Raw genomic sequence first — 25,046 nt, 5'->3', positions numbered from 1 at the left:
GGGACGGACCGCTCAGCACGCGGATTCGGACCGGGCGGGCGCGTTGCCCGGCTTCCCGCAGTGCGGTGTCACGAGGCGTACTTCCTCAGTTCGCGGCGGGCCAGCGAGCGCTTGTGTACCTCGTCAGGGCCGTCGGCCAGGCGCAGGGAGCGGGCCGCGGCCCAGAGGTGGGCGAGGGGGAAGTCCTGGCTGACGCCGCCCGCACCATGCGCCTGGATGGCGCGGTCGACGATCCGCTGCACGGTCGCCGGGGTGGCGATCTTGATCGCCTGGATCTCGGTGTGCGCGCCCTGATTGCCGACGGTGTCCATCAGCCAGGCCGTCTTGAGCACGAGCAGCCGCAACTGCTCGATCTCGACGCGTGCTTCGGCGATCCACTCCTGGACCACGCCCTGCGCGGCGAGCGGCTTGCCGAAGGCGGTACGGGAGGCGGCCCGGCGGCACATCAGCTCAAGTGCCCGCTCCGCCATACCGATCAGCCGCATGCAGTGGTGGATCCGGCCGGGCCCGAGCCGGGCCTGGGCGATGGCGAAGCCGCCGCCCTCCTCGCCGATGATGTTCTCCACCGGCACCCGGACGTCGTGGAAGACCACTTCGGCGTGGCCGCCGTGGTCCGCGTCGTCGAAGCCGAACACCCGCATGCCACGCCGTACTTCGACCCCGGGGGTGTCGCGCGGCACCAGGATCTGGCTCTGCTGGCGGTGCCGCTCGGCCAGCGGGTCGGTCTTGCCCATCACGATGAGGATCCGGCAGTCCGGGTTCATCGCCCCGGAGATGAACCACTTGCGGCCGCTGATGACGTAGGAGTCGCCGTCGCGCCGGATCAGCGTCTCGATGTTGGTCGCGTCGGAGGAGGCCACGTCCGGCTCGGTCATCGCGAACGCGGACCTGATCTCGCCGGCCAGCAGCGGCTCCAGCCACTCCTTGCGCTGCTCGGGGGTGCCGAACTCGGCGAGCACCTCCATATTGCCGGTGTCGGGCGCCGCGCAGTTGAGCGCCGGCGGCACCAAGTAGGGGCTGCGGCCGCTGAGTTCGGCCAGCGGCGCGTACTGCAGATTGGTCAGCCCGGCGCCGTGCTCGCCGGGCAGGAAGAGATTCCACAGGCCCTGCCGCCTGGCCTCGGCCTTGAGCCGCTGGACCACCGGCGGCGCGGACCAGCGGTCCTCGCCGGTGATCTCCTCGCGCTGCCGGGTGAATTCGGCCTCGGCGGGATACACATGCTCGTCGATGAAGGCGCCCAGCCGGGCGATGAGTTCCTCGGTTCGGGTGTCGTGGGCGAAATCCATGGAGTTTCAGTCCTCGCTTGTGGTGGGCCGGACTTACCTCTGCCGGAGGGTGTGCAGACCGCGGTCGATGAAGCCGGGGACGAGGCCGCCGATCCGGTCGAAGCCGGCGCCGAGCGTCTGGCCCAGCGTCCAGCGGTAGTGGATGCCTTCGAGGATCACGGCGACCTTGAAGTAGGCGAAGGCGACGTACCAGTCGATCGCCGACACGTCGCGGCCGGAGCGCTGTGCGTACCGCTCGACGATCTCACCGGTGGCGGGGTGGCCGGGCGCGCCGCCGATGGTGGGCGCGGGCACGCTGACGTCCGCGCCGGCGGCAGCGCTGACGCCGGTGCCGGCGCCGGCGCCGGCCGTGTCACCGGGTGCGCCGGCGGCTTCCGCGGCGTCAGAGCTGTCGTCAGAGCTGTCGTCGGCGCTGTCGTCGGCCCGCAGCTCGCCGTACATCACCAGCAGGCCGAGGTCGGTGAGCGGGTCGCCGAGGGTGGACATCTCCCAGTCCAGTACGGCGGTCAGCCGCCCGGTGTCGTCGATGAGGACGTTGTCCAGCCGGTAGTCGCCGTGCACGACGGACGCCGCGGGGGAGGCGGGCAGCGCGGCTCCGAGCCCCGCGTGGAGTTCGTCCACCCCGGGCAGGTCACGGCTGCGGGAGGCGTCGAGCTGCTTGCCCCAGCGCCGCAGCTGTCGGTCGAGGAACCCCTCGGGTCGTCCGAAGCCGGCCAGACCCACCGCGGCGGGGTCCACCGCGTGCAGGTCGACCAGCGTGTCGACCAGGGTGAGCACGGCCGCCCTGGTCCGTTCCGGCCCGATCGCCCGCAGCTGCCGCTCGTCGCGGTACGGGGTGCCGGGCACGAACTCCATCACGTAGAAGGGAGCGCCGATCACCTCCGGGTCCTCGCAGAGCAGGACCGTGCCGGGCACCGGTACCGGCGTCCCGGCGAGCGCGCTGATCACCCGGTGCTCGCGGGTCATGTCGTGCGCGGTGGCCAGCACATGGCCGAGCGGCGGCCGGCGCACCACCCAGGTGCCGGCGCCGTCGGTGACCCGGTAGGTGAGGTTGGACCGGCCGCCCTCCACGAGCCCGGCCCGCAGGTCGCCGGTCACCAGGCCGGGCAGCTCCCGGTCGAGGTGGCTCCGCAGCCGGCCGAGGTCCAGGCCCGGGGGGTTGTCGGTTCCGCTCATGCGTTGGGGTCTCCTCGTCGGGTGGATGGCCGGCGCAGGTATCATACCGACTGGTCGGTATGTCGTCCAGCTCCGGCCGGGCGGCGGGGCGGGACGATTGACTGCCGCGCCCCGCTCCGCCTAAGGTCAGGTCTTATGGGTGAACGTAATTCACATATGCAGACAGCGGTCGATTCCCCGGCACTCACGGTCGCCGAAGTACGGCTGACCCCCATCCTCATCACCGACCCGCCGCTGCTCAACACCCAGGGCCTCCACCAGCCGTACACCCCCCGGCTCATCATCGAGGTGGTCACCGCCGACGGTACGACCGGGGTCGGCGAGACCTACGGGGACACGCGCTATCTCGACCTCGCCGCGCCGCTGGCCAAGGCGCTCCCCGGCCACCGGACCAGCGACCTGAACGGCCTGTTCACCCTCGCCGAGCAGGTCTGCGGTGAGCCCGCCGGCACCTCCGACTCCACGGCGGCCGGCGGCCTGCGCGGGGTGCAGACCGCCGACAAGCTGCGGCTGTCGGTCATCTCCGGCTTCGAGGTGGCCTGCCTGGACGCGCTCGGCAAGGCGCTCGGCCTGCCGGTGCACGCCCTGCTCGGCGGCAAGGTCCGCGACACCGTCGACTACAGCGCCTACCTCTTCTACCGGCTCGCCGCCCACCCCCAGGGCCGGGGCGAGAGCGACGACTGGGGCGCCGCCCTCGACCCCGGAGGTGTGGTCGCCCAGGCCCGCCGGTTCGCCGCTCTGTACGGTTTCGGCTCCTTCAAGCTCAAGGGCGGCGTCTTCCCGCCCGAGGAGGAGATCGCCGCCATCCGGGCGCTGGCCGAGGCGTTCCCCGGGCAGCCGCTGCGGCTCGACCCCAACGGCGCCTGGTCGGTGGAGACCTCACTGGCCGTCGCCCGCGAACTCGGCGACGTGCTGGAGTATCTGGAGGACCCGGCCGGCGGCACCGACGGCATGGCGCGGGTCGCCGCCGCCACCGGCGTACCGCTGGCCACCAACATGTGCGTGACCACCTTCCAGGAGATCGAGGAGGCGTTCACCCGCAAGGCGGTCCAGGTGCTGCTCTGCGACCACCACTACTGGGGCGGCCTGCGCAACACCCAGCAGCTCGCGGCCATCTGCCGCACCTTCGGGGTGGGGCTGTCCATGCACTCCAACACCCACCTCGGCATCAGCCTGGCCGCCATGACCCATGTCGCGGCCACCGTGCCCAACCTCGACTACGCCTGCGACACGCACTACCCCTGGCAGACCGAGGACGTCATCACCGAACGGCACGTCTTCACCGGCGGCCGGCTCACCGTCTGCGACCGGCCCGGCCTCGGTGTCGAACTCGACCGGGACGCGCTGGCCGCCCTGCACCGGCGCTGGCTGGACGACGACGGCACCCTGCGCGACCGCGACGACGCCGCCGCGATGCGCGAGGCCGATCCGGACTGGCGTACGCCCGCGGTGCCGCGCTGGTGACCGGCGCCCCGGCGCCACGACGACGGCGTGGGTGGTGACAAGAGTCCGGACCACCCCCGCCGTCGCGTCCGCGCGCTACAACCAGATCGACAGCAGCATCACAAAGCCCAGCGACACCACCGAGATCACCGTCTCCATCACCGACCACGTCTTGAGCGTCTGCGGGACGTCCATCCCGAAGTACTCCTTCACCAGCCAGAAGCCGGCGTCGTTGACGTGCGAGAAGAAGAGCGACCCGGCGCCGACGGAGAGCACCAGCAGCGCGGTGTGGGTGGAGGACATGCCCTCGGCCAGCGGAGCCACCAGGCCGGCCGCCGAGATGATGGCCACCGTCGCGGAACCCGTCGCCACCCGGATCAGCACCGCGATCAGCCAGGCCAGCAGCAGCGCCGAGATGTGCCAGTCCTTCGACCAGTCGAGGATCATCTGCCCGACCCCGCAGTCGATCAGCGTCTGCTTGAAGCCGCCGCCCGCACCGACGATCAGCAGGATGCCGGCGATCGGACCGAGCGAGGCGTCCACCGTCGAGGAGATCCGCTCCTTGGTGAACCCCGCGGCCCGCCCGAGGGTGAACATCGCCACCACGACCGCGGCGAGCAGCGCCACCAGCGGGGTGCCGATCACATCGAAGATCCGGTAGACGAGGCTGTGTTCGTCGTCCACGGTCACGTCGACCAGTGCCTTGGAGAGCATCAACACCACCGGCAGCAGCATCGTGCAGGCGGTGGCCGCGAAGCTCGGCCGGTGCTCCAGGTCGTCCGAGGCGCGGGCCGGCGTCATCCGCTCGGGCGGCTCCACATCGACCCAGCGGTCCGCGATCCGGCCGAAGAGCGGCCCGGCGATGGCCAGCGTGGGCAGCGCCACCAGTACGCCGAGCGCGAGGGTGATGCCGATGTCGGCGTGGATCGCGCCGATCGCGGCCAGCGGCCCCGGGTGCGGCGGGACCAGACCGTGCATCACCGACAAACCGGCCAGCGCCGGGATGCCGAGCCGGATCACCGACTGGCCGCTGCGCTTGGCGACCAGCAGCACCACCGGGATCAGCATCACCAGGCCGATCTCGAAGAAGAGCGGCAGCCCGACCAGACCGGCGATCAGGGCCATCGCCCACGGCAGCCGCTTCTCGCTGGTACGGGCCAGGATCGTGTCGACGATCTGGTCGGCGCCGCCGGAGTCGGCGAGCAGTTTGCCGAGGATCGCGCCGAGCGCGATCAGGGTACCGACGCTCGCCACCGTCGAACCCAGGCCCGTGGAGTAGCTGGTGATGGTCTTGGCCAGCGGCGCGCCCGCGACCGTGCCGAGCACCCCCGAGCCGATGGTGAGGGCCAGGAAGGCGTGCATCTTCCAGCGGGTGATCAGCAGGACGATGACGGCGATGCCGGCCAGCGCGGCCAGCGCGAGCCGGGTGTTCCCGGCGTCGGCTATCAGCGGCGGGTCGGCGGCCAGCAGCTCGGCACTGAGTGCGGACACGGTGTGCTCCAGGGGGGAGGGGGCGGGCAGAGACGGACAGGGGCGGGTGACAGTGAGTGCCCTAGTGGGGGAGGGCGGCCAGGGCGCGTTCGGTGATCTGCTGCGGCCCGCCGTCGATGGAGACCACCGCGCCGGCCTCGTCGGGCTGCAGCGGCTCCAGCGTCGCGAACTGGGACTCCAGCAGTCCGGACGGCATGAAGTGCTGCATCCGGGCGGCCACCCGGTCGGCGATCAACCGGTGGGAGCCGTCCAGGTGCAGGAAGAAGAGGTGCGGGGTGTCCCGGCGCAGCCGGTCGCGGTAACGGCGGCGCAGCGCCGAGCAGCTGACCACTCCGCCCCGGTCGCCGCGGGCGACGATCCAGTCGGCGATGGCGTCCAGCCAGGGCGCGCGGTCGGTGTCGTCCAGCGGGTGGCCGGCCGACATCTTCGCGATGTTGGCCGGGGGGTGGAAGTCGTCGGCCTCGGCGTAGGGCACGCCGAGCCGCTCCGCGAGCAGCCCGCCCACCGTGGACTTGCCGGAACCGGAGACGCCCATCACGACGATCACGGGCAGCCGTGCGGACGGGTCGGCCATCGCGCTCGTACCTCCTTGTGCAAGCGGGTTGTCGGGTGGTGCCACGGGAGTTGCCGGGGCGTGTACCCGGGGATGCGCCGACCACTGAACACCAATAGGTACTACTTATTCAAGATGGTGTGATCTAAAAGTCATACGTGAGTGCCGCCGGGGGAGACAAAGGGTCGACCTCTACGCTGGGGGCATGCCTCAGGAATCAGCCGAAACCGGTGGCCTGCACTCCCGTGTGCTCGCCGAACTCGGCCCGGCCATCGCCTCCGGCGCGCACCCGCCCGGGACCGTGCTGCGGATCGACGAACTGGAGTCGCGGTACGGCGTCTCCCGCACGGTCGTGCGCGAGGCGGTCCGGGTGCTGGAGGCCATGCAACTGGTGGAGTCCCGCCGCCGGGTCGGCGTCACCGTACGCAGGACCGAGGAGTGGAACGTCTTCGACCCCGCGGTGATCCGCTGGCGGCTGGCGGGCGCCGACCGGCCCCGGCAGCTGCGCTCGCTCACCACCCTGCGCACCGCGGTGGAGCCGGTGGCCGCCGGGCTCGCGGCCGGTGCCGCCTCACCCGCACAGTGCCGTGAACTCACCGTGCTCGCCGCCGAGATGGCCGCCGCCGGACGGGCCGCCGACCTGGCCGCGTACCTGGTGCACGACATCGCCTTCCACCGGGTGGTGCTTGCCGCCTCCGGCAACGAGATGTTCGCCCGGCTCGGCGATGTGGTGGCCGAGGTGCTCACCGGCCGCACCGAGCACCATCTGATGTTCACCGCCCCCGACCCGGAGGCGGTCACCTTGCACGTCCGGGTCGCGGAGGCGGTCCGCTCAGGGGACGCGGCCGCGGCCGAGCGGCTGATGCGGGAGATCTGCGTGGGCGCGCTGCGTGAACTGGACATCCTCGCGCCCGAGCCCGCCGGCAGCCCGTAGCCCGTATTCCCCCGTCCGAACCACGTCCCGCGCCGCGCCGATATTCCGTTGAACCGCCCGGCCCGCCCTGCTGCACTGGCCGGGTGACCGCACCTCCGCCCGCCCCGCCACAGCCGTTCCGGTGGACCCTCTCCTCGTACGCAGGCGCCGCGCCGGACCGGCTCGGCGCGCTTGGCGACGATACGGGACCGGCCCGGCTGTGGCACCTGCCCGAACTCGTCGTGTGCACCGGCAGGGTGCTGGCCCGCTCGCGGGCCGCCGACCTCTGCTTCGTCGGCCGTTCGCTCGACCCCATGTACGACCTGCTGACCGGCGCCCTGGAAGGTGACGGCTGGCCCGGCCGGCTGGGCCGGCTCCCGGTGTCACTGCGGCAGTCCGGGCCGACCGGGGCGTCCGGGCCGACCGGGCCGCAGCGCCGCCGCTTCCGCGAGCACCTGGCCGCCGCCGGCCTGGACCCGTACGCCCTGGCCCGGCGGGGACGGCCGCTCGCCGTGGTGGATGTGGTCTCCGGTGGCACCACCTTCGACCGGCTGCACGGCGAGCTCGCCGGCTGGATAGCGGAGAGCCGGGAGCCGTGGGCGGTGATCCGCCGCAAGCTGCGCTATGTCGGCGTGACGATCCAGGGCCGGACCAGCCCGCACACCTGGCGCTGGCAGCAGTCGCCGGAGTCCGCCCGCTGGGTACGGACGCTGCCCGCCGGGCACGTGGTCAACGTCTCGCTGCCGGAGCGGATATGGACTTGGTACGGCAACGAGCAGCCCAAGCTGCAGCCGTCCTTCCCGCCCGGTCACTGGTTCGACGACCACGCGGCCGAGCCCTGGCGCCACAACGCCCTGCCCGAAGCGCTCGCCGAGGCGCGGGCGCTGGTGGCCGCCGGCCGGACCCGTACCGTGCGCGACGGTCTGGTCAGGACCGTCGCGGCCGAACCCGGCTTCGCGGACCGCGAGGTGCGGGCGCTGGTGGGCGCCCTGCGGCGCCGGGCCCGCTGAGCCCGGGAGGCGCGGCCGGCCGGGGGGACTGACCGGCTCACAGGGGGTGGGCCGGACGTCGGGGCGGCGCGGAAGCCAGAAGCGGCTCAGAAGAGGAGAACCGCGCCGAAGACCGCGAGTGCCACCGTGCAGGCCACCGCCGACAGCGCTGTCCCGACCGGCATTCCGGGCGGCCGGGCGGCCGTCAGACGGAGCATCCGCGGATGGGCGAGCAGGAGGAAGGCGACGAAGGCCAGCGCGGTGAGGGCCACCGCGACCGTCCGGAGCGCGTCTCCGTCGGCGCGCAGCGCCTGGCGTACCGCGAGGACCCCGGCCACCGCGAAGGACAAGGTGGTGCGGCGCCAGGCCAGCCGGGTGCGTTCGGGCTGCAGCCCCGGGTCGCGCTCGGTCTCCACCGGTCCGGCCCGCCGGGAGCCGGCCGGCGAAGGCTCCCGGGGCACCCCGCTCATCCGGCCCAGCCGAAGAGCACCACGGCCACCATCGCCACCGCGAGCACCGTCACCAGCAGCGCCAGGGCCGCGGGGAAGCGGGACGCCGGGAGATCCGTGCCCTGGCGCATGGCCCGCTCGCACCGCACCCAGTGGTTGACGGCCCGCAGCGTGCAGGCGACGCCGCCGGCCAGCAGCGCCAGCGCCAGCACGGCCCGTACCCAGTGCGTCAGGTGGTCGGTGAGGAACTGGTCGACGGCGAAACCCCCGCCGATCAGGGCGAGGGCGGTACGGATCCAGGCCAGGAAGGTGCGTTCGTTGGCGAGCGAGAAGCGGTAGTCCGGGGTGGTGCCCTCACGCTGGATCCGGGCCGGCGCGAACCACAGCCGTGCCGACTCCCGTACCCCGCGCAGCCCGCCGTCCGCATCGCTCACGTGACCACACTAACCAGCTCCGCCCGGCCCGGCGGCCCGGGCACCCCCCTGCCTGCCGAACCACCGCCACCGGTACTCCCACCACGCCGCCCGACCCCGCCCGACCCCTGGATTCCCGGGCAGCCCTGCCGGCTGTCCGTCGCGGACAAGGTGCGACGGGCGCTCGGTGCTCTCCGGGCGCGCCGCCGGCGCCGGGTCACTGCCGGCCGGGTACTCCTGAGCCGGCGTTGCCGGCGCGCCGCTCCCGCAGCAGCCGGTACGCCTCCAGGCCGTCCGGTACGAACTCCCACTCCGCGAGCCGGGCGGTCAGTTCGTCCTCGGTGAGGAAGGCGTGCCAGGCCACCTCCTCCGGCTGCGGCGACACCGGCAGCTCGCACCGCACCTGGTAGACGGCCGACCACCACGACCGCGGGCCGTCGTCGTAGCGGAAGGTGAACAGCCGCTCGGGCTGCGGCAGTCCGCTCACGCCGAGCTCCTCCTCCGCCTCCCGCAGCGCCGTCTCGTCGTAGCTCTCGCCCGCGCCGACCACGCCGCCGACGAACATGTCGTACAGCGAAGGGAAGACGAGCTTGCGGGCGGTCCTGCGGTGCACGAAGATCCGGTCCTCCGCGTCGCGCACCAGGATGAACGCGCAGCGGTGGCGCAGCCCCCTGGCGTACGCCTCTCCACGGGGCGACTGCCCGACCACCCGGTCGTCCTCGTCCACGATGTCGATGATCTCGTCGACCGACAGCTTCGGTTCCGCGTCCCGCTCCTCGCTCATACGGCGATTCAACCATCCGTCCACTGCTGTGCCCCGGGCATGTTCCCGGGGGGCCTTGCGCGCCGCCGACCCCGGTCGGATGATCGTGCGGATCGGTGAGCTGTGAGAGAAGTGACGGGAGCGTACGGTGAGCGATGTCCCGACCGCGGGCGGACCGGCCACACGCCGGGAGCCGCTGCGGATCGCCAACTGCTCCGGCTACTACGGCGACCGGCTCTCCGCCGCCCGGGAGATGGTCGAAGGCGGCCCGATCGACGTCCTCACCGGTGACTACCTCGCCGAACTGACCATGCTGCTGCTGTGGAAGGCGCGGCAGCGCGACCCCGACGGCGGCTACGCCGTCTCCTTCCTTGCCCAGATGCGGGACGTGCTCGGCACCTGCCTGGACCGCGGCATCAAGATCGTGGTCAACGCCGGCGGCCTCAACCCGGCGGGGCTGGCCGGAAAACTCCGCGAACTCGCCGCGGCCGGCGGCCTGCACCCGTCCGTCGCCCATGTCGAAGGCGACGACCTGCTCGGCCGGCTCCCCGAACTCCAGGCCGCCGGCCATGACTTCGCCCATCTGGGCACCGGCCGCTCGCTGGCCGGGTCCGGCGTCGAACCCGTCACCGCCAACGCCTATCTCGGCGGCTGGGGCATAGCCGAGGCGCTGCGGGCCGGCGCCGACGTGGTGATCTGCGGCCGGGTCACCGACGCCTCCCTGGTCGTCGGCCCCGCCGCCTGGGCCTTCGGCTGGGCGCCCGACGACTGGGACCGGCTGGCCGGCGCGGTCACCGCCGGCCACATCATCGAGTGCGGCACCCAGGCCACCGGCGGCAACTACTCCTTCTTCACCGAGATACCCGACCCGGTGCACCCCGGCTTCCCCATCGCCGAGATGCACGCCGACGGTTCCAGCGTCATCACCAAGCACGCGGGCACCGGTGGCGCGGTCAGCGTCGGCACGGTCACCGCCCAACTGCTCTACGAGATCGGGCATCCGGCCTACCTCAACGCCGATGTGGTGGCCCGCTTCGACACCGTGACCCTCCGTCAGCAGGGCCCCGACCGGGTCGCGGTCGGTCCTGTCACCGGCGAACCCGCGCCGGCCACCCTCAAGGTGTGCCTCAACCACCGCGGCGGCTACCGCAATGCGGCGACCTTCGTGCTGACCGGCCTGGACCGCGACGCCAAGGCCGACTTCGCGGAAGCCACCCTGCTGGACGCGACCGGCGGCCCGGCCGGCTTCGCCACCTACGACCTGCGGCGCGAACACGGCACCACCACCGACCGGCTGACCCTCACGGTCAAGGACCCGGACCGGGAGAAGGCCGGCCGCGGCTTCTTCTCCGCGGTGGCGGGCAGCGCCCTGGCCGGCTATCCGGGGCTCTACCTGGAGCACGCCTCGGCCCGCGCCACCGAGTACGGCGTCTACTGGCCGGCGCTGCTCGACGCGGCACAGGCACCGGCGTACGCGGTACTGGCGGACGGGACCCGGCTGGCCGCGCCCCGGCCGGCCACCGCGGAGCCCGCCGCACCGCCCGCCGCCCCGGGAGCGCCCCGCGCCGACGCCGTACCCCCGCCCCCGGTCCTCCCGCCCGGCGCCGAGGCCGGGCCGGGCCGCCCCGACCGGCCGGAGCCCGTGGCCGGCACCCGGCACGGCCGCACCGTACGGCTGCCGCTCGGCCTCCTGGTCGGCGCCCGTTCCGGTGACAAGGGCGGCGACGCCAACGTCGGGCTCTGGACGGGGGACGACGAGACCTACGCCTGGCTGCGCGACCACCTCGACGTGCCCCGGCTGCGGGCGCTGCTCCCGGAGACCGCGAAACTGCCGGTCAGCCGGTACGAACTGCCGAATCTTCGGGCGCTGAACTTCGTCGTGCACGGCCTGCTCGGCGACGGTGTGGCGGCCTCGACGGGCGCGGATCCGCAGGCCAAGGCGCTGGGAGAGCGGCTGCGCGGGTGCCTGGCAGACATTCCGGAAAAACTGGTAGATCTTTTGCAGAGCCAGAACACGCCGTTGCCCATCCGGTGACATACGCGGAGTCATCATGGGTGGCGTCCGAGGGCGCAGGGCCCGCGGGGGTTCTAAAGGGGCGTGACCCATGGAAGCCGATGTTCTGCGCAAAGCGATCTTCCTGCTGCGTGACTGTCACGAGTCGGAGCAGCAGGTGGTGACCCGGCTCAAGGACTACTTCCCCGAGCTGGCCGTGGGCGACCGGGAAATGTACGTCAGCCAGGCATGGGACCTGGTGCACGGCACCCACCCGGCGATGTGACTCCCGCCGGTCGTGCCCCGGGGGCATGATCGGTGCATGAGCAATCTCGATCTGAAACCGGCGGCGACGGTGTGCGGCGGCCGGCAGGACGTGTCCGCCGCTCCGGTCCGCGACCTGCTCACCGCCCGTACCGTCACGCTCGGTGAGAGCACCCGGGTGCGGCGGCTGCTGCCGAACCTCGGCCGCCGGATGGTCGGCGCGTGGTGCTTCGTCGACCAGTACGGGCCCGACGACATCGCCCGCGAGCCGGGGATGCAGGTGCCCCCGCACCCGCACATGGGTCTGCAGACGGTGAGCTGGCTGCACGACGGCGAGGTGCTGCACCGCGACAGCCTCGGCAGCAAGCAGACGGTACGGCCGCGTGAGCTGGGCCTGATGACCTCCGGACGGGCCATCGCGCACAGCGAGGAGTCCCCCCGCGACCACCCGCGCTATCTGCACGGCGCGCAGCTCTGGGTGGCCCTCCCCGACGCCCACCGGCACCGCGCCCCGGCGTTCGAACACCACGCCCAATTGCCCGAGGTCACCGGCGGCCACGGGCTGCACGCCACCGTGATCCTCGGCGAACTCGACGGGGCGCGGTCCCCCGGCACGGTCTACTCGCCCCTGGTCGGCGCCGACCTCACGCTCGCGGCCGGCACCTCGGCGCGGCTCCCGGTCCAGCCCGACTTCGAGTACGCGGTCCTCACCATGTCCGGCGAGGCGGAGGTCGACGGGGTGCGGGTGCCGCCCGACTCCATGCTCTACCTCGGCAGCGGCCGCAGCGCGCTCCCGCTCAGCGCCGACGTCGACAGCTCCCTGATGCTGCTGGGCGGCGAACCCTTCGAGGAGCGCATCCTCATGTGGTGGAACTTCGTGGGACGATCTGCTGATGACATCGTAAGAGCCCGTGAGGACTGGCACAAGGGCGATCGCTTCGGCGAGGTCCACGGCTACAACGGCGAGCGTCTGACGGCGCCGGCCCTCCCGTCAACTCCGCTGAAACCGCGCGGCCGGGAGCGCTGACCTGTGCTTTTGTGACCAGAGAAGCCATTACGGCTCATCGACCTACGGCAGTGCCGGGATGGTATCGAGACGTCATCGACCCCGATTCTGAAGGTGTACTGGGGCGTGGCCCGATCGGTTCGGCGAATCGCGGGTGTGATGGTTTGTATCCAGGTGTGCCAGACCTGATGCTGACCTCATGCTGACTTCTGTGACGAGGCGTCAGTTCTTGTCGCCGACGTCAAGGCTGAGCCGCCATCTGAATTGCGTCCGACGGACCGGCTCGTTTTGTCTACCCGTTGTCACCTACAGGGGGAGACGCCGACGTATCTGCGCGGGCCCCCTCCGACTGCGCGGGAAGCACCGCCGCTGTGCTGGCGTACCAGGACCGGCGCGTCGGACCACCACCGCCTGCGCGGGAAGAACCCCTTCACGACCAGCAGACTCTGGGAGACTCTGCATGCGGACATCGCCTCACGCACTCGTAATGCGTAGGTCTCGGGTTCGAATCCCGAAGGCGGCTCCAAAGTGAACCCCAGGTCAAGCCTCTGACCTGGGGTTTCTTGTTTCGGTTGACCTTGGAATGCGAGCCAATCGGACACGTGTGGTCTACGCATCGCAATGCGTAGGTCTCCGGTTGGCCGACGGTGATCATTTTTCTGGCGCAGTGCCCTGACCTGGTGGTTTATCGATATCCGGCTTCTAGCTGTCGCTCCGAAGGCTAGGCCCGGTGGCCGTCCGGTGGCCATGCGTGCAGGCAGCGTGCAAGATTGCTGCCAGGGCTCATGCTGTGCGGTCCGGGAGTTTGTCGTGTTCTCACAAAGCGCCTGCCCCCCGTTCGCGTCCAGGGCGACGGGGGCGTCGCGGTCTGGCGGACCAGTGGGGTGTGCTGGTGGCGGAGATCGTCCGCAAAGACCGGTCTGGACCGGAGAGTCCGGCGGTGCTGGCCCTGTAGCGGAAGCCTCGGGGCGTGTACGACCGGGCAAGGTCCTGCTGGACCTCGTGCTGGCGGTGTCGCAGGAGGCGACTGCCTGTCGGACGTGGCGGTACTGCGAGCCGAACCCGCCGTGTTCGGGCCGTGACCTCCGATCCGACTGTCTCGCGCCTGGTTGAGGCCCTGGGCACGCTCGGCCCCCACGCGCTGACGGCGATCCGCCGGGACAGAGCCGAAGTCCGCTGGCAGGTCTGGAGGTTACCCGGCGCCGGCGCCTCCAACGCGAGCGGGTGGGTGGTCGTGGATATCGCCAGGGTGCTGGTCTTGGCGCGCACTGATCCACGCCGACTTTCCCCTGGTCTCGCCGCGGGTCTCCACTGGCGGCACCCACAAGTTCTTCGACTGGCTGTCGGCGCACGGCCTGTGGCTGTCCTACTCGGTCGCGATGGCCATCACCAACGCTGTCGACCACCGCCGTGCTGCAGATCCCGGCCCCGGCCTGGACACCGGCGGCCGCACTGGACGGCCAGGTCCGACAAACCAGCGCCTTCGCCCGGCTGCAAGTCCTGCCGAATCCGGACTCGTCAGCAGGATCAGCCCATCCCGATGAGCGGACAATGGCTTCCGGACCTGTGGAACCGAGGGCTCACCCGGGACGACAGCCAGGCCCCAGTCTTTCCACCACCCGCAAAGGCCCATCGGATAACCTGACAGACCGTCGCAAAAGGTCGGGCAGTGCGGCCGACGGGGTAGTGATTTTACGTTTTCTTTACTGTGTTGATCTGGTGAATGTCCTTGAGTGATCATCGTCAAGAGTCGTCAGTCCCGGGGGGGATCTGCGTGCGTGCAGCGCGTTCGCTTTTTGTCGGCATGTCGTTTGCCGTGATGCTCGTCGCTGGTACACAGGGCGCCGCCGCGGTTGCGGGGCAATGGAATCCGGCTTCGCCGCTCGATGGTTCGGCGCCGGGGCAGCAATGGGGTTCGGCTTCCGGGCGCGGTCACACGGTGGGAGCCGGACTGACGGATGCGAGCGCTTCCGGCGGCCGGGAGGGCGCGCTCACGGCTCCTGGCGAACTACCTTTGGACGCGGGCCTTCCGACCGGCAGTAGTACCGTCACTCCCGGTCCTGGCACGCTGCCAGTTCCGGTCTCCGCCGCCCAGGTGCCTTCACCGACTGTTCGCATCCAGGGATTTGATGCCCAGGCGAGCAGGGAAATAGCGGGGAAGCGCCAGAGCCAGTCGCGGACGTTTCAAAATCCGGACGGCACGTACACGACCCAATATTACGACGAGCCCGTCAACTTCAAGTCCGCTGACGGCGGAAGTTGGACGCCGATCGACACCAGGCTCGTACGTCCGTCAGGCATCTCCACGATGGACGGATCGGACGACGCCGGCTACACCACCGCCGCCACGGAGACCGGCTTGGCGTTCTCCGGATATGCGGACGAAGCGCCAGTGGTCGACATGACGCTGGAGGGCGGACGGTCCGTCGGCTTCGGCGTGGACGGTGCCGCTCATGCGGCGGGCGTCACCAATGAGGACGAGATCGACTACCCGGCAGTCCGTCCCGACGCCGACATGGCATTCTTGGCTGGGAATGATTCGGTCAAGGAAACGATCACCCTCAACTCCGCTGAGGCGCCGACGCATTGGAGCTTTCCGCTCTACCTGGACGGACTGACGGCGGCACTCGACCCCAACGGTTCTGTGGTTCTGACGGACATCGGCGGAGCCGAGGAGGCGCGCATACCGGCGGGGTGGATGGAGGACTCCATGCCGTCCAACGCCAACCAGGGCGCGATATCCACGGGTGTCCATTACAGCCTGACCACTGAGAACGGGCGGCAGGTCCTCAACGTCGACCTCGATCAGGACTGGCTGAACTCTCCTGACCGGGTTTTCCCGGTGAAGGTTGACCCATCGGTGGTGAAGTCCGTGAACGCCACCTCCGGCACGTATGTGGAGTCCCCGTACAACACTGGTTTCTCCACCGACACGGTGCTCAAGACCGGTACGTACGACGCCGGCGGTCACAAGGCGGCGGCCTTCCTGCGGTTCGATGGCGTTGAGTCTTCGCTGAAGAACGCCTGGGTCCTCAACGCGAATCTGAACTTGTACAACACGTGGTCGGAGTCCTGCACGGCACGCCCGGTGACCATCAGCCCGATCACGTCCAACTGGTCGGAGGCGAACACCAAGACGTACCCGGGCCCGGCCACGGGCGCTTCGCTTGCGTCGAAGAGCTTCGCTCACGGCTGGCGTCCCGAAGGCACCACCACGTGGTCCTGTGGTGCTGCCTGGGAGACGATGAAACTGGGCTCCGCCGGGCGTCAGTTGGTGGATGACTGGACCCACGGACGGAAGAAGAACTACGGCCTGGCGGTGAAGGCGTCCACCAGTGACACCAAGGCGTGGAAGCAGTTCGGTTCCGACGACTACCCGAACGGGAAGCCTCGGCTCGATGTCACCTGGACCAAGTATGGGGCCGCCTACAAACTCGGCGACTGGGTGACCCCGGTGACCGCCACCGCCGCTGGCTCGATGAAGGTTACGGTCACCAACCAGGGCCAGGAGACCTGGCCCGCCAACGGCCGCTATCAACTGCGCTACAACCTGTTCGATGCCAACGGCACACCCATGACCGACCTTTCGCAGATCGCCTACACCAAGATGCCCAGCGACATCTCTCCGGGCGAGTCGGTGACGGTGACCGCAGCCATCCATCCGCTGGCCCCCGCCACCTACACCTTGCAGTGGACCATGGACGAAGCCAGCGTCAGTACCTTCACGGCTGCCGGTGTCCCCGGACCGAGCATCCGCTTCTCCTCCGTAAACGTGCCCCCGCAACTCACGGCCGAGTCTCCGGCCAGCGGTGTAGTGCTGGACTCGCTGACCCCCACGCTATGGGCCAACGGTAAGGACACCGACCGCTATCCGTCCGGCACGCTGCAGTACAGTTTCGAGGTGTGCGAGGTCTCGGGCACGAACGCGCGCGTCAACTGCCGTACTGGCAGCCGTAGTTCCGCGAAGCAGTGGGCAGTGCCGGTCGGGTGGCTCACCTGGGCGAAGCAGTACGCCTGGTACGGGTACGCGTACGACGGCAGTGCGACATCCGCCCGGCCCGGTCCGGCCTTCTTCACCACCGAGGTGCCCCAACCCGCGATCACCAGCCACCTCGGAGCCGCGGACGGCGGCCACGAATTCGGGTCCCGTGCGGGCAACTACGTCACCGCTGCTACCGACGCCTCCGTGAAAACGATCGGCCCGGCGCTTTCGGTGACCCGCACCTACAACTCGCAGGACCCGCGTACCGGCAATGCGTTCGGCTCGGGGTGGGCCACGCGCTGGGACATGCGCGTACACGACGAGCCGCAGACCTCCACCGTCCTGGTCACGCTGGCCGACGGTTCGCAGGTGCGTTACGGCAAAAACGCCGACGGCAGTTACACCTCGCCTGCGGGCGACACCGCCAGCCTCACACACGACTCCACCGGGTGGACGCTGCGTGACCACTCCGCGTCCACGTACCGCTTCGATACCACCGGCCTGCTCATTTCCGTTGCGGACGGCTCCGGACGTGTCCAAAACCTCACCTACACTTCCGGCAAGCTGACGGCCGCCACCGACGCGGCCTCCGGACGGGCCCTCGCCTTCACCTGGTCGGGCATGCACGTCCATACCGTCAGCACCGGCGCGGTCAGCTCAGGCAACCCTCCGCTGACTTGGACTTACACCTACACCGGGGACCGCCTCACCACGGTCTGCCCACCAAATTCCACCACCGCTTGCACCGCTTACGACTACACCGATGGCTCGCTCTACCGCAGCGAGGTCCTGGACGCGAACCCCACCGCCTACTGGCGGCTCGGCGAGACCGACGGCTCGGAGGCGGACAGCGAAGCCCCGTCCAAGACCGGCAGTAACCAATCCCTCTACCGAGATGTCCAGTTGGGCCAGCCGAGTGCGCTCGCCGGTACCACCGATGGCGCGGCGGGCTTCGACGGCACAGACTCGGTCGTGGAACTTCCGCCGGACGCCCTACGGACCTCGACGTTCCTGTCTGTCGAGTTGTGGTTCAAGACCAGCCAGCCCGGCGTGTTGATGGGCTTCCAGGACCACGCTCTCGATGACGGCCAGCCCTACAACTGGACTCCGACCTTGACGGTGGACACCGCTGGTCATCTACGGGGTGAGTTCTACACAGGCGCGGTCGCGCCCATCACCAGCACCCGGACTGTTACGGACGATGTGTGGCACCACGCGGTGCTCTCGGGCGCCGGCACCACACAGACCCTCTATCTGGACGGAGCGGCCGTCGGCACGCTCATCGGCCCGATCGATCACCTGGAACAGTCCTACACCTACTTGGGCGCGGGCTTCTCCAGTCCCGGCTGGGGAGCCACGGCGGCTGGTGTCAATCACTTCACCGGTGAACTGGACGATGCGGCCGTCTACCAGCACCCGTTGGATGCCGCCACTGTCGCAGCCCACTACGCCGCGCGCGTCGTCACCGGTCAGATGTCCCGGATCACGCTCCCATCGGGCCGGGTGCACGCCGCCATCGCTTACGACCCTGCCAACAGCCGCGTCACGCAGAGCACTGACGAGAACGGCGGCACCTGGCACATCTCCGCACCCGACTTCGCCACCGGTTCGGTCGGCTACGCGGACGAGGTGAAGGCGGCCATTCCGGTCGGGTACTGGCGGCTCGGCGAGAGTACCGGGGCCGTTGCGGGCAATGAAGTCACCGACGGTGCCGACGGCGCGTACAGCGACGGAGTAGATCTGGGAGCGGTAGGCGCGTTCTCCGCGGGGGACGACACCGCCGTTGAGTTCGACGGTGCCGACTACGCCGAACTGCCTGACGACGCCCTGCACGGCGCAACCGACGACACCGTGGAACTGTGGTTCAAGACGACCAAACCGGGCGTGATCATCGGAGACCAGTCGACTGAGGCCGAAGACGCGCCCGCGACTCCCAGCGGCTCCTGGACGCCGGTGCTGTATGTGGGTGCGGACGGGAAGCTGCACGGCAAGTTCTACGTCGCCGGGCAGACCGCGACCCCGCTGGCCTCCGCCGCCACCGTGACCGACGACACCTGGCACCACGCGGTGATCTCCGCCTCCGGCTCCACCCAGACGCTCTACCTGGACGGCGCCAAGCAGGGCATCTTCACCGGTGCGGTCAACCACCAGTCCAACAGCCACACCTATCTCGGGGTCGGCTACGCGAAGAACTGGCCCAGCTCTCCGGGCGATCTGAGCCACTTCTCCGGACAGATCGACGAAGTCGCCATCTACCAGCACCCGCTGGACGAAGCCACGGTCGCCGCCCACTATCGGGCCAGAAGCGACGTGGTCAGCGGCGACGTCGCGGCCTACCGCGGCGCTACCGGAGCCGACGCCCCAGGCGGTTATTGGAGTCTGGACGAAGCCGACGGCACCACAGCAGCCAGCGACGTCGCTGTCAATGACGGCGACGGCACGTACAGCCACACCACGCTCGGCACCACCGGCGCGTTCGGACCGGGCGACGGCAGCGCGGCCCAGCTCGCGGGCAACGGCTACGTCGAAGTCCCCGGAACGATCATGCACGCCTCGACGGACCTCGCGGTGGAGATGTGGTTCAAGACGAGCGGGCCGGGCGTTCTCGTGGGCGACCAACAGAACCCCATCGCCGCCGCGTCCGCGACTCCCAGCGGCTCCTGGACGCCGGTGCTGTATGTGGGTGCGGACGGGAAGCTGCACGGCAAGTTCTACGTCGCCGGGCAGACCGCGACGCCGCTGGCTTCCGCCGCTTCCGTGACCGACGGCCGGTGGCACCATGCGGTGATCTCCGCGTCGGGCACCGTCCAGACCCTCTATCTCGACGGTGACGCGCAGGGTACCTTCACCGGCGCCGTCGACCACCAGGCCAACACGCACACGTACATCGGCGCCGGATTCGCGAAACTCTGGCCGAGCGCGCCCGCGGACATCAGCTACTTCACCGGGCAGATCGACGAAGTTGCCATCTACCCGCACGCCCTGACCGCCGGCCAGGTCCAAGCGCACTATTCGGCCGCCACGGAGTCGAGCACCTCCGCGCTGACGGCCGCGGTGTCTGTCACCGACCCCGAGGGTCACACCACCAGCACGAGCTACGACATGCTGCACGGCCAGCGTACGGTCTCCGCCACCACCGCCACAGGCGGCGTGAGCACGTACGGATACGACACCGGAGGTTTCCTGCACACGGTGATGGATCCGGACGGGCACGCGACCATCACGGGGCACGACGCACGGGGCAACGTCGTTTCGCTCACCACCTGCCGGGACAAGAACTCCTGCTGGACATCCTTCACCGACTACTACCTGAATGCCGTCGACCCGCTGGACCCGCGCAACGACAAGCCGACAGCGACTCGTGACGCCCGCTCGTCCAGCGACAGGGACAACCGTTACCGCACTGCGTTCGGCTATACGGCCACCGGCCTGCCGACGACCAGCACGCTGCCCGACGGCCGGGCGTCCTCCACTGCCCACACCGCTGGTACGGAGGTGGCGGAGGGCGGTGGGACCGAACCCCAGGGGCTGGTTGCCACCCAGACCACACCCGGCGGGGCGGTCACCTCGTACGCCTACTTCTCCAACGGGGATCTGGCCAAGGTCACTTCCCCATCGGGGCTGGTGACCAGATACACCTACGACGGGCTCGGCCGGAAGCTCACCGAAACGCAGGTGTCCGACACCTTCCCAGCCGGTGTGACCACGGCATATGGATATGACGCCATGTCCAACGTCATCTCCGAGGCCGGTCCATCGGTGACAAACGAGCTCACCGGTGTGACCCACACGTCCGACATCACCCGGGTGTACGACCTGGACGGTAATCAGCTCAGTGAGACCACTGCCGACGCCACGGGCAGCGATGAGTCCCGCACTGTCAGTTGGCACTACGACGAGCACGGCTTGAATGACTCGGCTACCGACGCGGCAGGCAAGGTCACCACCTACGGCCATGACCTGCTCGGCCGGCCGGACACCTCCACCGATCCGTCAGGTACCACCTTCACGTCGTCCTTCACACCGAACGGGCAGCTGGCCGAAACGGTGTTGAAGGGATGGACAGGAGACCCGGCCGGAGGTGACCCACACGATCTGGTGTTGAGTTCGAACGCCTACGACCCGGCCGGACGGCTGGCATCCACAACGGACGCCATGGGTGCAACGACCGCGTACACCTACTATGACGACGGCCTCCAGGCGTCCGTCGTCTCGAAGCAGATCACCCAAGCCGACGGCAGCAAGCACGACATCACGCAGGAGACCGACAGCTACGACGGCGCCGGACATCTGGTCGAGCAGACCACAGGTGGTGGTGCCTCCACCGTGGTGAACGCCGTGGACGCCACCGGTCGCGTCAGCCACTCCGTACTCGACCCCGACGGGCTCAACCGCTGGACGGAGTTCACGTACGACGGCGACGACCACGTTCTGCGACAGAAGCAGGATGCCAGCGGTCCCAGTGCTCAAACGTCCGGTCCGGTGCCATCGCCCGCTATCGACGCGAGTTACGTCGAGGACTACACCTACGACACGGCCGGAAACGTAGTGCGCACCGACATGCACGAGCCGGGTGCCGAATCGGTCGTCACCAGCACGTACGACCAGCGGGGTCTGCCGTTGACGACGGTCAGCCCCCGGGGCAACGTCGCCGGCGCCGACCCGGCGGCCTTCACCACGCACTTCCGCTACGACGCGCTGGGGCGACCGGTCCAGGAGACCGATCCTTCGGTGAAGGCGGAGAGCAACGGCGGGCCGGCCACCGACGTCAACCCGACCACGTTGACCGGTTACAACACCTTCGGCGAGGCCACGGACAGCCGCGATCCGGACGGCAACGTCTCACGGACGGATGTCGACAGCCTCGGACAGCCGGTGACCGTGACGCTTCCCGGCTACACTCCGCCAGGAGGTTCCCCGATCACCGCGGTGGCACACGCCGAGTACGACGACCTGGGTCGGCTCACGGCGCAGATCGATCCGCTCGGACGTGAAGTCCAATATGGCTACGACCAGTTCGGAGACCGGACGTTCCAGAGTGTGCCCGTCCCACAAGAAAGTGGCCTGTCCGGCGGACACCTCACCGACCAAGGTACATACACCACTTACACCCCGACGGGACTACCGCTTACCGTCACTGATCCGATCGGTGCCAAGTCACAGGCGACATATGACGAGTTGGGACGCCGCCTGACCGCGAGCACGGTCGAGCGCTACCCCGTGGCGGCCACTTACACCAGTCGCTACACGTGGGACGACGCGGGCCGGCAGACCACCTCGACCACACCCAGCGGGCTGACCACTCAGGCGGATTACGACCCGGCAGGCGAGGTGACGTCCACCACCGAACCTGGCGGTGCCATCACCCACGTTGCCTACAACGCGCTGGGGCGCCAGTCCGTCCTGACCGACCCCCTGGGCCGGGAAACAGATACCGCATACGACTTCAGAGGCGATCTGACCGATACGTCGAGGTCCTTCGGCGGCACGCAACTCACCAGCTTGCACGGGGACTTCGACGCGGAGGGCAACATCGTGTCCGCGCGGGACGCCGAGAACGGCACGGTCTCCTACAGCTACGACGCCGTGGGCCGGACGACCGGCCAGAGCGAGTCCGTCAGCGCCACCAAGTCCATCGCCACGACATTCGGCTACGACGCCAACGGAAACCGCACCCGCCTGACCGACGGTCGTGGCAACAGCACCACCTACACGTACAACTCCTGGAACCTGCCGGAATCCACCATCGAACCGGCCACCACCGCGCATCCGGCGACAGCAGACCGGACCTGGACATTCGCCTACGATGCGGCCGGCCAGGCCACGAAAGTGACCGAACCCGGTGGGGTGACCCGGTTGCGCGGCTACGACCTGATGGGCGACCTGACGTCGGAGACCGGCACCGGTGCCGGGGCGGACACCAGCACGCGGGCACTGTCGTACGACCTTGACGGACGCCTGACCGCGACCGGCGGCAGCGGATTCGCGGCCGAGAACACGTACACCCTCGACGACCGGGGCCAGTTGCTCACTGCCACCGGCACTGGCGGCCACTCCGCCTACGCCTACGACAGCGACGGGCGGATGACCTCGCGTCAGGACGCTTCGGGCACCACCACCTACGGCTACGACGCAGCCGGTCGGCTGAACCTGACCAAGGATGCCGTCACCGGCGACTGGATGAGCACGACCTATTACAGCGACGACCAGATCCACACCCAGCAGTACGAAACTCCTGCGGGCGCCGTCACCAGCACCCGAACCTACGGCTACGACAACCTTGGCCGCCTCACTACCGACACCCTGACCCAGCCGGACGGCTCCATCACAGCCGGGTCGACGTACGGCTACGACAAGAACGACCGCCTGACGTCCAAGGCCACCATCGGCCTGGCCGGGAGCGCGGCCAACACTTACGGTTACGACGAGGCCGGGCGTCTCACCTCCTGGGGGCAGGGCTCGACCACCACGGCGTACACCTGGGACGATGCGGGCAATCGCACCTCGGCGGGCGGGCGGACCGCCACCTTCGACGAGCGCAACGAGCAACTGACCGACGGCAGTACGGCCTTCGGGTACGACCCCCGTGGCAACCAGGTATCCACCACGACCAGCGGCACGACCACATCATCAGGCTTCGACGCCTTCGACCGTCTGCTCGCGGACGGCTCCGCCACGTACTCCTACGATTCGCTGGACCGCGTCACCAGCAGCGGTGGCTCCGCCTTCACCTACGACGGCGGCTCCAACTCGCCTGTCACCGACGGCACATACACCTACAGCCATGCACCTGACGGCACTGTTCTCGCTGGAACCGACGGCAGCAATCCGCAGTGGGAGCTCACCGACACCCACACCGACGTGGTGGCCGGCCTCGATCCCGCGGGCACCGCTCTCACCGGCTCCACCGCATATGACCCCTTCGGCACCGTCACCGCCACCACCGGAGCCACCTCCTCGCTCGGCTTCCAATCCGGCTGGACCGACCCGGCAACCGGCGACGTCAACATGGCCGCCCGCTGGTACCAGCCCGGCACCGGCACCTTCACCGCCCGCGACAGCGCACAACTCGACCCCGTTCCGTCGGTGCAGGCGAACCGCTACACCTACGGGAACGCCGACCCCCTCGACGGCACCGACCCCACCGGACACGGGTGGAAGTCCCTGCTCCTGGGATCGGGGATCTCCGCGATATTCGGGCCGCCCGGAGAAGCGGCGTACTGGGGCTCCTGGCTTTACATGGCCGGGTCCGACAGCATCGGCGTAGACGGCTGCGAGCGGTACGGGTCATGTGCCGCGTACGAGGCAGCCATACATCCGGTATCGCAGCACGACCAGTTCTGCGACTTCCACTCATGGACAGCTCAGTGCGGTGGGCCCGGCAATAACCCGTACGACGGTGGCGGCACGAGTCCGCACAACGGCGGGGGCAGCGGGCCGCACGGTGGCGGAGGAGGCAACCGCCCGCCCAGTGGGGGCAGCGGTTCAGGCGGCCACGGCGGAGGCACCACCACGGCCCCGCCCCGCCCCCCGATCGACCAGAATCCCAACAACGGCTGGAACCCGCTCCCCGCTCCGACGCTCGCCCCGGCCGCCGCAGCTCTCGTCGACGCCACCTGGACCAGCGGTTCGGCGGTCACCAGTACCCTCACGGCTGACGAAGCCTTTGACCTCCTAACCGACGAGATCTTCATTCCGAGCGTGGATCCGGAGTTCCTGCCCAAACCGACGGACAACCCGGGTGGGAAGAACGACGGTCGGAAGCGCGCGGACGGCACATGTGACGTGGGACCGGGCCTCAGCGCCACCGGTCATGTGGTGTACCTGCCCCGCGAGCGCTACTACGACAGCGTTGAAGGACAAGAGGAATGCCGGGCAACCGGCGCGTACGGCCTCATCGACAACGCGGACATCACCGACCGTAAGAAAGTGTCCCGGGTCAACACCAGTCGAAGCATCCAACCGCCCGGAATGGCTGAGATCAGGAACCAAAACGAAATACCTGGAAATGGGCATCTGGCTCCCGCGGCGATAGGCGGCGATGGAAAGGACCTTCGGAACCTTGTCGCCCAGTACAAGAATACCAATGAGATTTACCTGAATCATGGCATCGAGGCGAGACTGCGTAATCCGATCAAACAGAACAAGCACGTCTCGTTCAGTGTCATCCCACATTATGGAAACGTGAATTCTGGAGTACCCACGACGATCGAGTACAATATCACGGTACTTGAAGACGGATCGAATCTACACTGTGTGATTAAACAGCAAATGGGGAAGCCCGGCGGTGTGACCAACGGCAGCATTGATTGCCCCAGGAGGTAA

At 69.4% G+C, this 25,046-nt stretch carries 14 protein-coding genes; 7 read left to right on the top strand and 7 right to left on the bottom strand.

Annotation, left to right across the window (positions count from 1 at the left end; genetic code table 11):
• Positions 1–68 precede the first annotated feature (68 nt).
• Both OG552_RS06940 and OG552_RS06935 read right to left on the bottom strand, forming a co-directional pair.
• Complete coding sequence (locus tag OG552_RS06940) at positions 69–1,286, bottom strand: acyl-CoA dehydrogenase family protein (protein ID WP_329130323.1); 1,218 nt, start codon at positions 1,284–1,286, stop codon at positions 69–71.
• A gap of 33 nt (positions 1,287–1,319) precedes the next feature.
• Complete coding sequence (locus OG552_RS06935) at positions 1,320–2,462, bottom strand: phosphotransferase family protein (RefSeq protein WP_329130321.1); 1,143 nt, start codon at positions 2,460–2,462, stop codon at positions 1,320–1,322.
• A 156-nt stretch (positions 2,463–2,618) separates the two neighbouring features.
• On the opposite strand from OG552_RS06935, the gene OG552_RS06930 reads away from it, so the two are divergent.
• Positions 2,619–3,926, top strand: coding sequence for a glucarate dehydratase family protein (locus OG552_RS06930; RefSeq protein ID WP_329130320.1), 1,308 nt, complete (start codon positions 2,619–2,621; stop codon positions 3,924–3,926).
• A gap of 75 nt (positions 3,927–4,001) precedes the next feature.
• On the opposite strand, the gene OG552_RS06925 is transcribed toward OG552_RS06930, so the two are convergent.
• Both OG552_RS06925 and OG552_RS06920 read right to left on the bottom strand, forming a co-directional pair.
• A complete protein-coding gene (locus OG552_RS06925; RefSeq protein WP_329130319.1) occupies positions 4,002–5,396 on the bottom strand; it encodes a GntP family permease in 1,395 nt (464 codons plus the stop codon).
• A gap of 61 nt (positions 5,397–5,457) precedes the next feature.
• Positions 5,458–5,970, bottom strand: coding sequence for a gluconokinase (locus OG552_RS06920; protein ID WP_329130317.1), 513 nt, complete (start codon positions 5,968–5,970; stop codon positions 5,458–5,460).
• Positions 5,971–6,154: 184 nt separating this feature from the next.
• Between OG552_RS06920 and OG552_RS06915 the strand changes: the two genes are divergently transcribed.
• Positions 6,155–6,883, top strand: coding sequence for a FadR/GntR family transcriptional regulator (locus OG552_RS06915; protein ID WP_329130316.1), 729 nt, complete (start codon positions 6,155–6,157; stop codon positions 6,881–6,883).
• 83 nt (positions 6,884–6,966) lie between these two features.
• Positions 6,967–7,872, top strand: coding sequence for a hypothetical protein (locus OG552_RS06910; RefSeq protein ID WP_329130315.1), 906 nt, complete (start codon positions 6,967–6,969; stop codon positions 7,870–7,872).
• An 86-nt stretch (positions 7,873–7,958) separates the two neighbouring features.
• Here OG552_RS06910 and OG552_RS06905 read toward each other — a convergent pair whose 3' ends face one another.
• The 3 genes from OG552_RS06905 to OG552_RS06895 all read right to left on the bottom strand — a co-directional run bounded on the left by OG552_RS06905 (position 7,959) and on the right by OG552_RS06895 (position 9,497).
• Complete coding sequence (locus tag OG552_RS06905; protein ID WP_329130314.1) at positions 7,959–8,321, bottom strand: DUF202 domain-containing protein; 363 nt, start codon at positions 8,319–8,321, stop codon at positions 7,959–7,961.
• Positions 8,318–8,734, bottom strand: a complete 417-nt coding sequence (locus OG552_RS06900; RefSeq protein ID WP_443070880.1) for a YidH family protein — start codon at positions 8,732–8,734, stop codon at positions 8,318–8,320. Before OG552_RS06900 ends, OG552_RS06905 begins: the two co-directional genes overlap by 4 nt.
• A 196-nt stretch (positions 8,735–8,930) precedes the next feature.
• Complete coding sequence (locus OG552_RS06895; RefSeq protein ID WP_329130312.1) at positions 8,931–9,497, bottom strand: NUDIX hydrolase; 567 nt, start codon at positions 9,495–9,497, stop codon at positions 8,931–8,933.
• 127 nt (positions 9,498–9,624) lie between these two features.
• Between OG552_RS06895 and OG552_RS06890 the strand changes: the two genes are divergently transcribed.
• From OG552_RS06890 to OG552_RS06875, 4 genes are all read left to right on the top strand, one after another.
• Positions 9,625–11,511, top strand: coding sequence for an acyclic terpene utilization AtuA family protein (locus OG552_RS06890; protein WP_329130310.1), 1,887 nt, complete (start codon positions 9,625–9,627; stop codon positions 11,509–11,511).
• Between the two features lie 70 nt (positions 11,512–11,581).
• The gene (locus OG552_RS06885; RefSeq protein WP_329130308.1) at positions 11,582–11,755 is read left to right on the top strand and encodes a hypothetical protein; all 174 of its coding nucleotides are present in this window, start codon (positions 11,582–11,584) and stop codon (positions 11,753–11,755) included.
• Positions 11,756–11,791: 36 nt separating this feature from the next.
• Positions 11,792–12,760 carry a pirin family protein gene (locus tag OG552_RS06880; RefSeq protein WP_329130306.1) on the top strand — a complete coding sequence of 323 codons (969 nt, stop codon included), beginning with the start codon at positions 11,792–11,794 and terminating at the stop codon, positions 12,758–12,760.
• A gap of 1,753 nt (positions 12,761–14,513) precedes the next feature.
• On the top strand, positions 14,514–25,046 hold the full coding sequence (locus OG552_RS06875; RefSeq protein WP_329130305.1) for a LamG-like jellyroll fold domain-containing protein: 10,533 nt from the start codon (positions 14,514–14,516) through the stop codon (positions 25,044–25,046).

Source organism: Streptomyces sp. NBC_01476, assembly GCF_036227265.1.
Taxonomy (GTDB): domain Bacteria; phylum Actinomycetota; class Actinomycetes; order Streptomycetales; family Streptomycetaceae; genus Actinacidiphila.
Note: the sequence above shows the minus strand (reverse complement) of the source record. Positions and strands in the feature narration are given on the sequence as shown.

Excerpts from the sequence above, each read along its gene's own strand:
- OG552_RS06940 (WP_329130323.1), bottom strand. The coding sequence starts at position 1,286 with ATGGATTTCGCCCACGACACCCGAACCGAGGAACTCATCGCCCGGCTG.
- OG552_RS06935 (WP_329130321.1), bottom strand. The coding sequence starts at position 2,462 with ATGAGCGGAACCGACAACCCCCCGGGCCTGGACCTCGGCCGGCTGCGG.
- OG552_RS06930 (WP_329130320.1), top strand. The coding sequence starts at position 2,619 with ATGCAGACAGCGGTCGATTCCCCGGCACTCACGGTCGCCGAAGTACGG.
- OG552_RS06920 (WP_329130317.1), bottom strand. The coding sequence starts at position 5,970 with ATGGCCGACCCGTCCGCACGGCTGCCCGTGATCGTCGTGATGGGCGTC.
- OG552_RS06915 (WP_329130316.1), top strand. The coding sequence starts at position 6,155 with ATGCCTCAGGAATCAGCCGAAACCGGTGGCCTGCACTCCCGTGTGCTC.
- OG552_RS06905 (WP_329130314.1), bottom strand. The coding sequence starts at position 8,321 with ATGAGCGGGGTGCCCCGGGAGCCTTCGCCGGCCGGCTCCCGGCGGGCC.
- OG552_RS06895 (WP_329130312.1), bottom strand. The coding sequence starts at position 9,497 with ATGAGCGAGGAGCGGGACGCGGAACCGAAGCTGTCGGTCGACGAGATC.
- OG552_RS06885 (WP_329130308.1), top strand. The coding sequence starts at position 11,582 with ATGGAAGCCGATGTTCTGCGCAAAGCGATCTTCCTGCTGCGTGACTGT.
- OG552_RS06880 (WP_329130306.1), top strand. The coding sequence starts at position 11,792 with ATGAGCAATCTCGATCTGAAACCGGCGGCGACGGTGTGCGGCGGCCGG.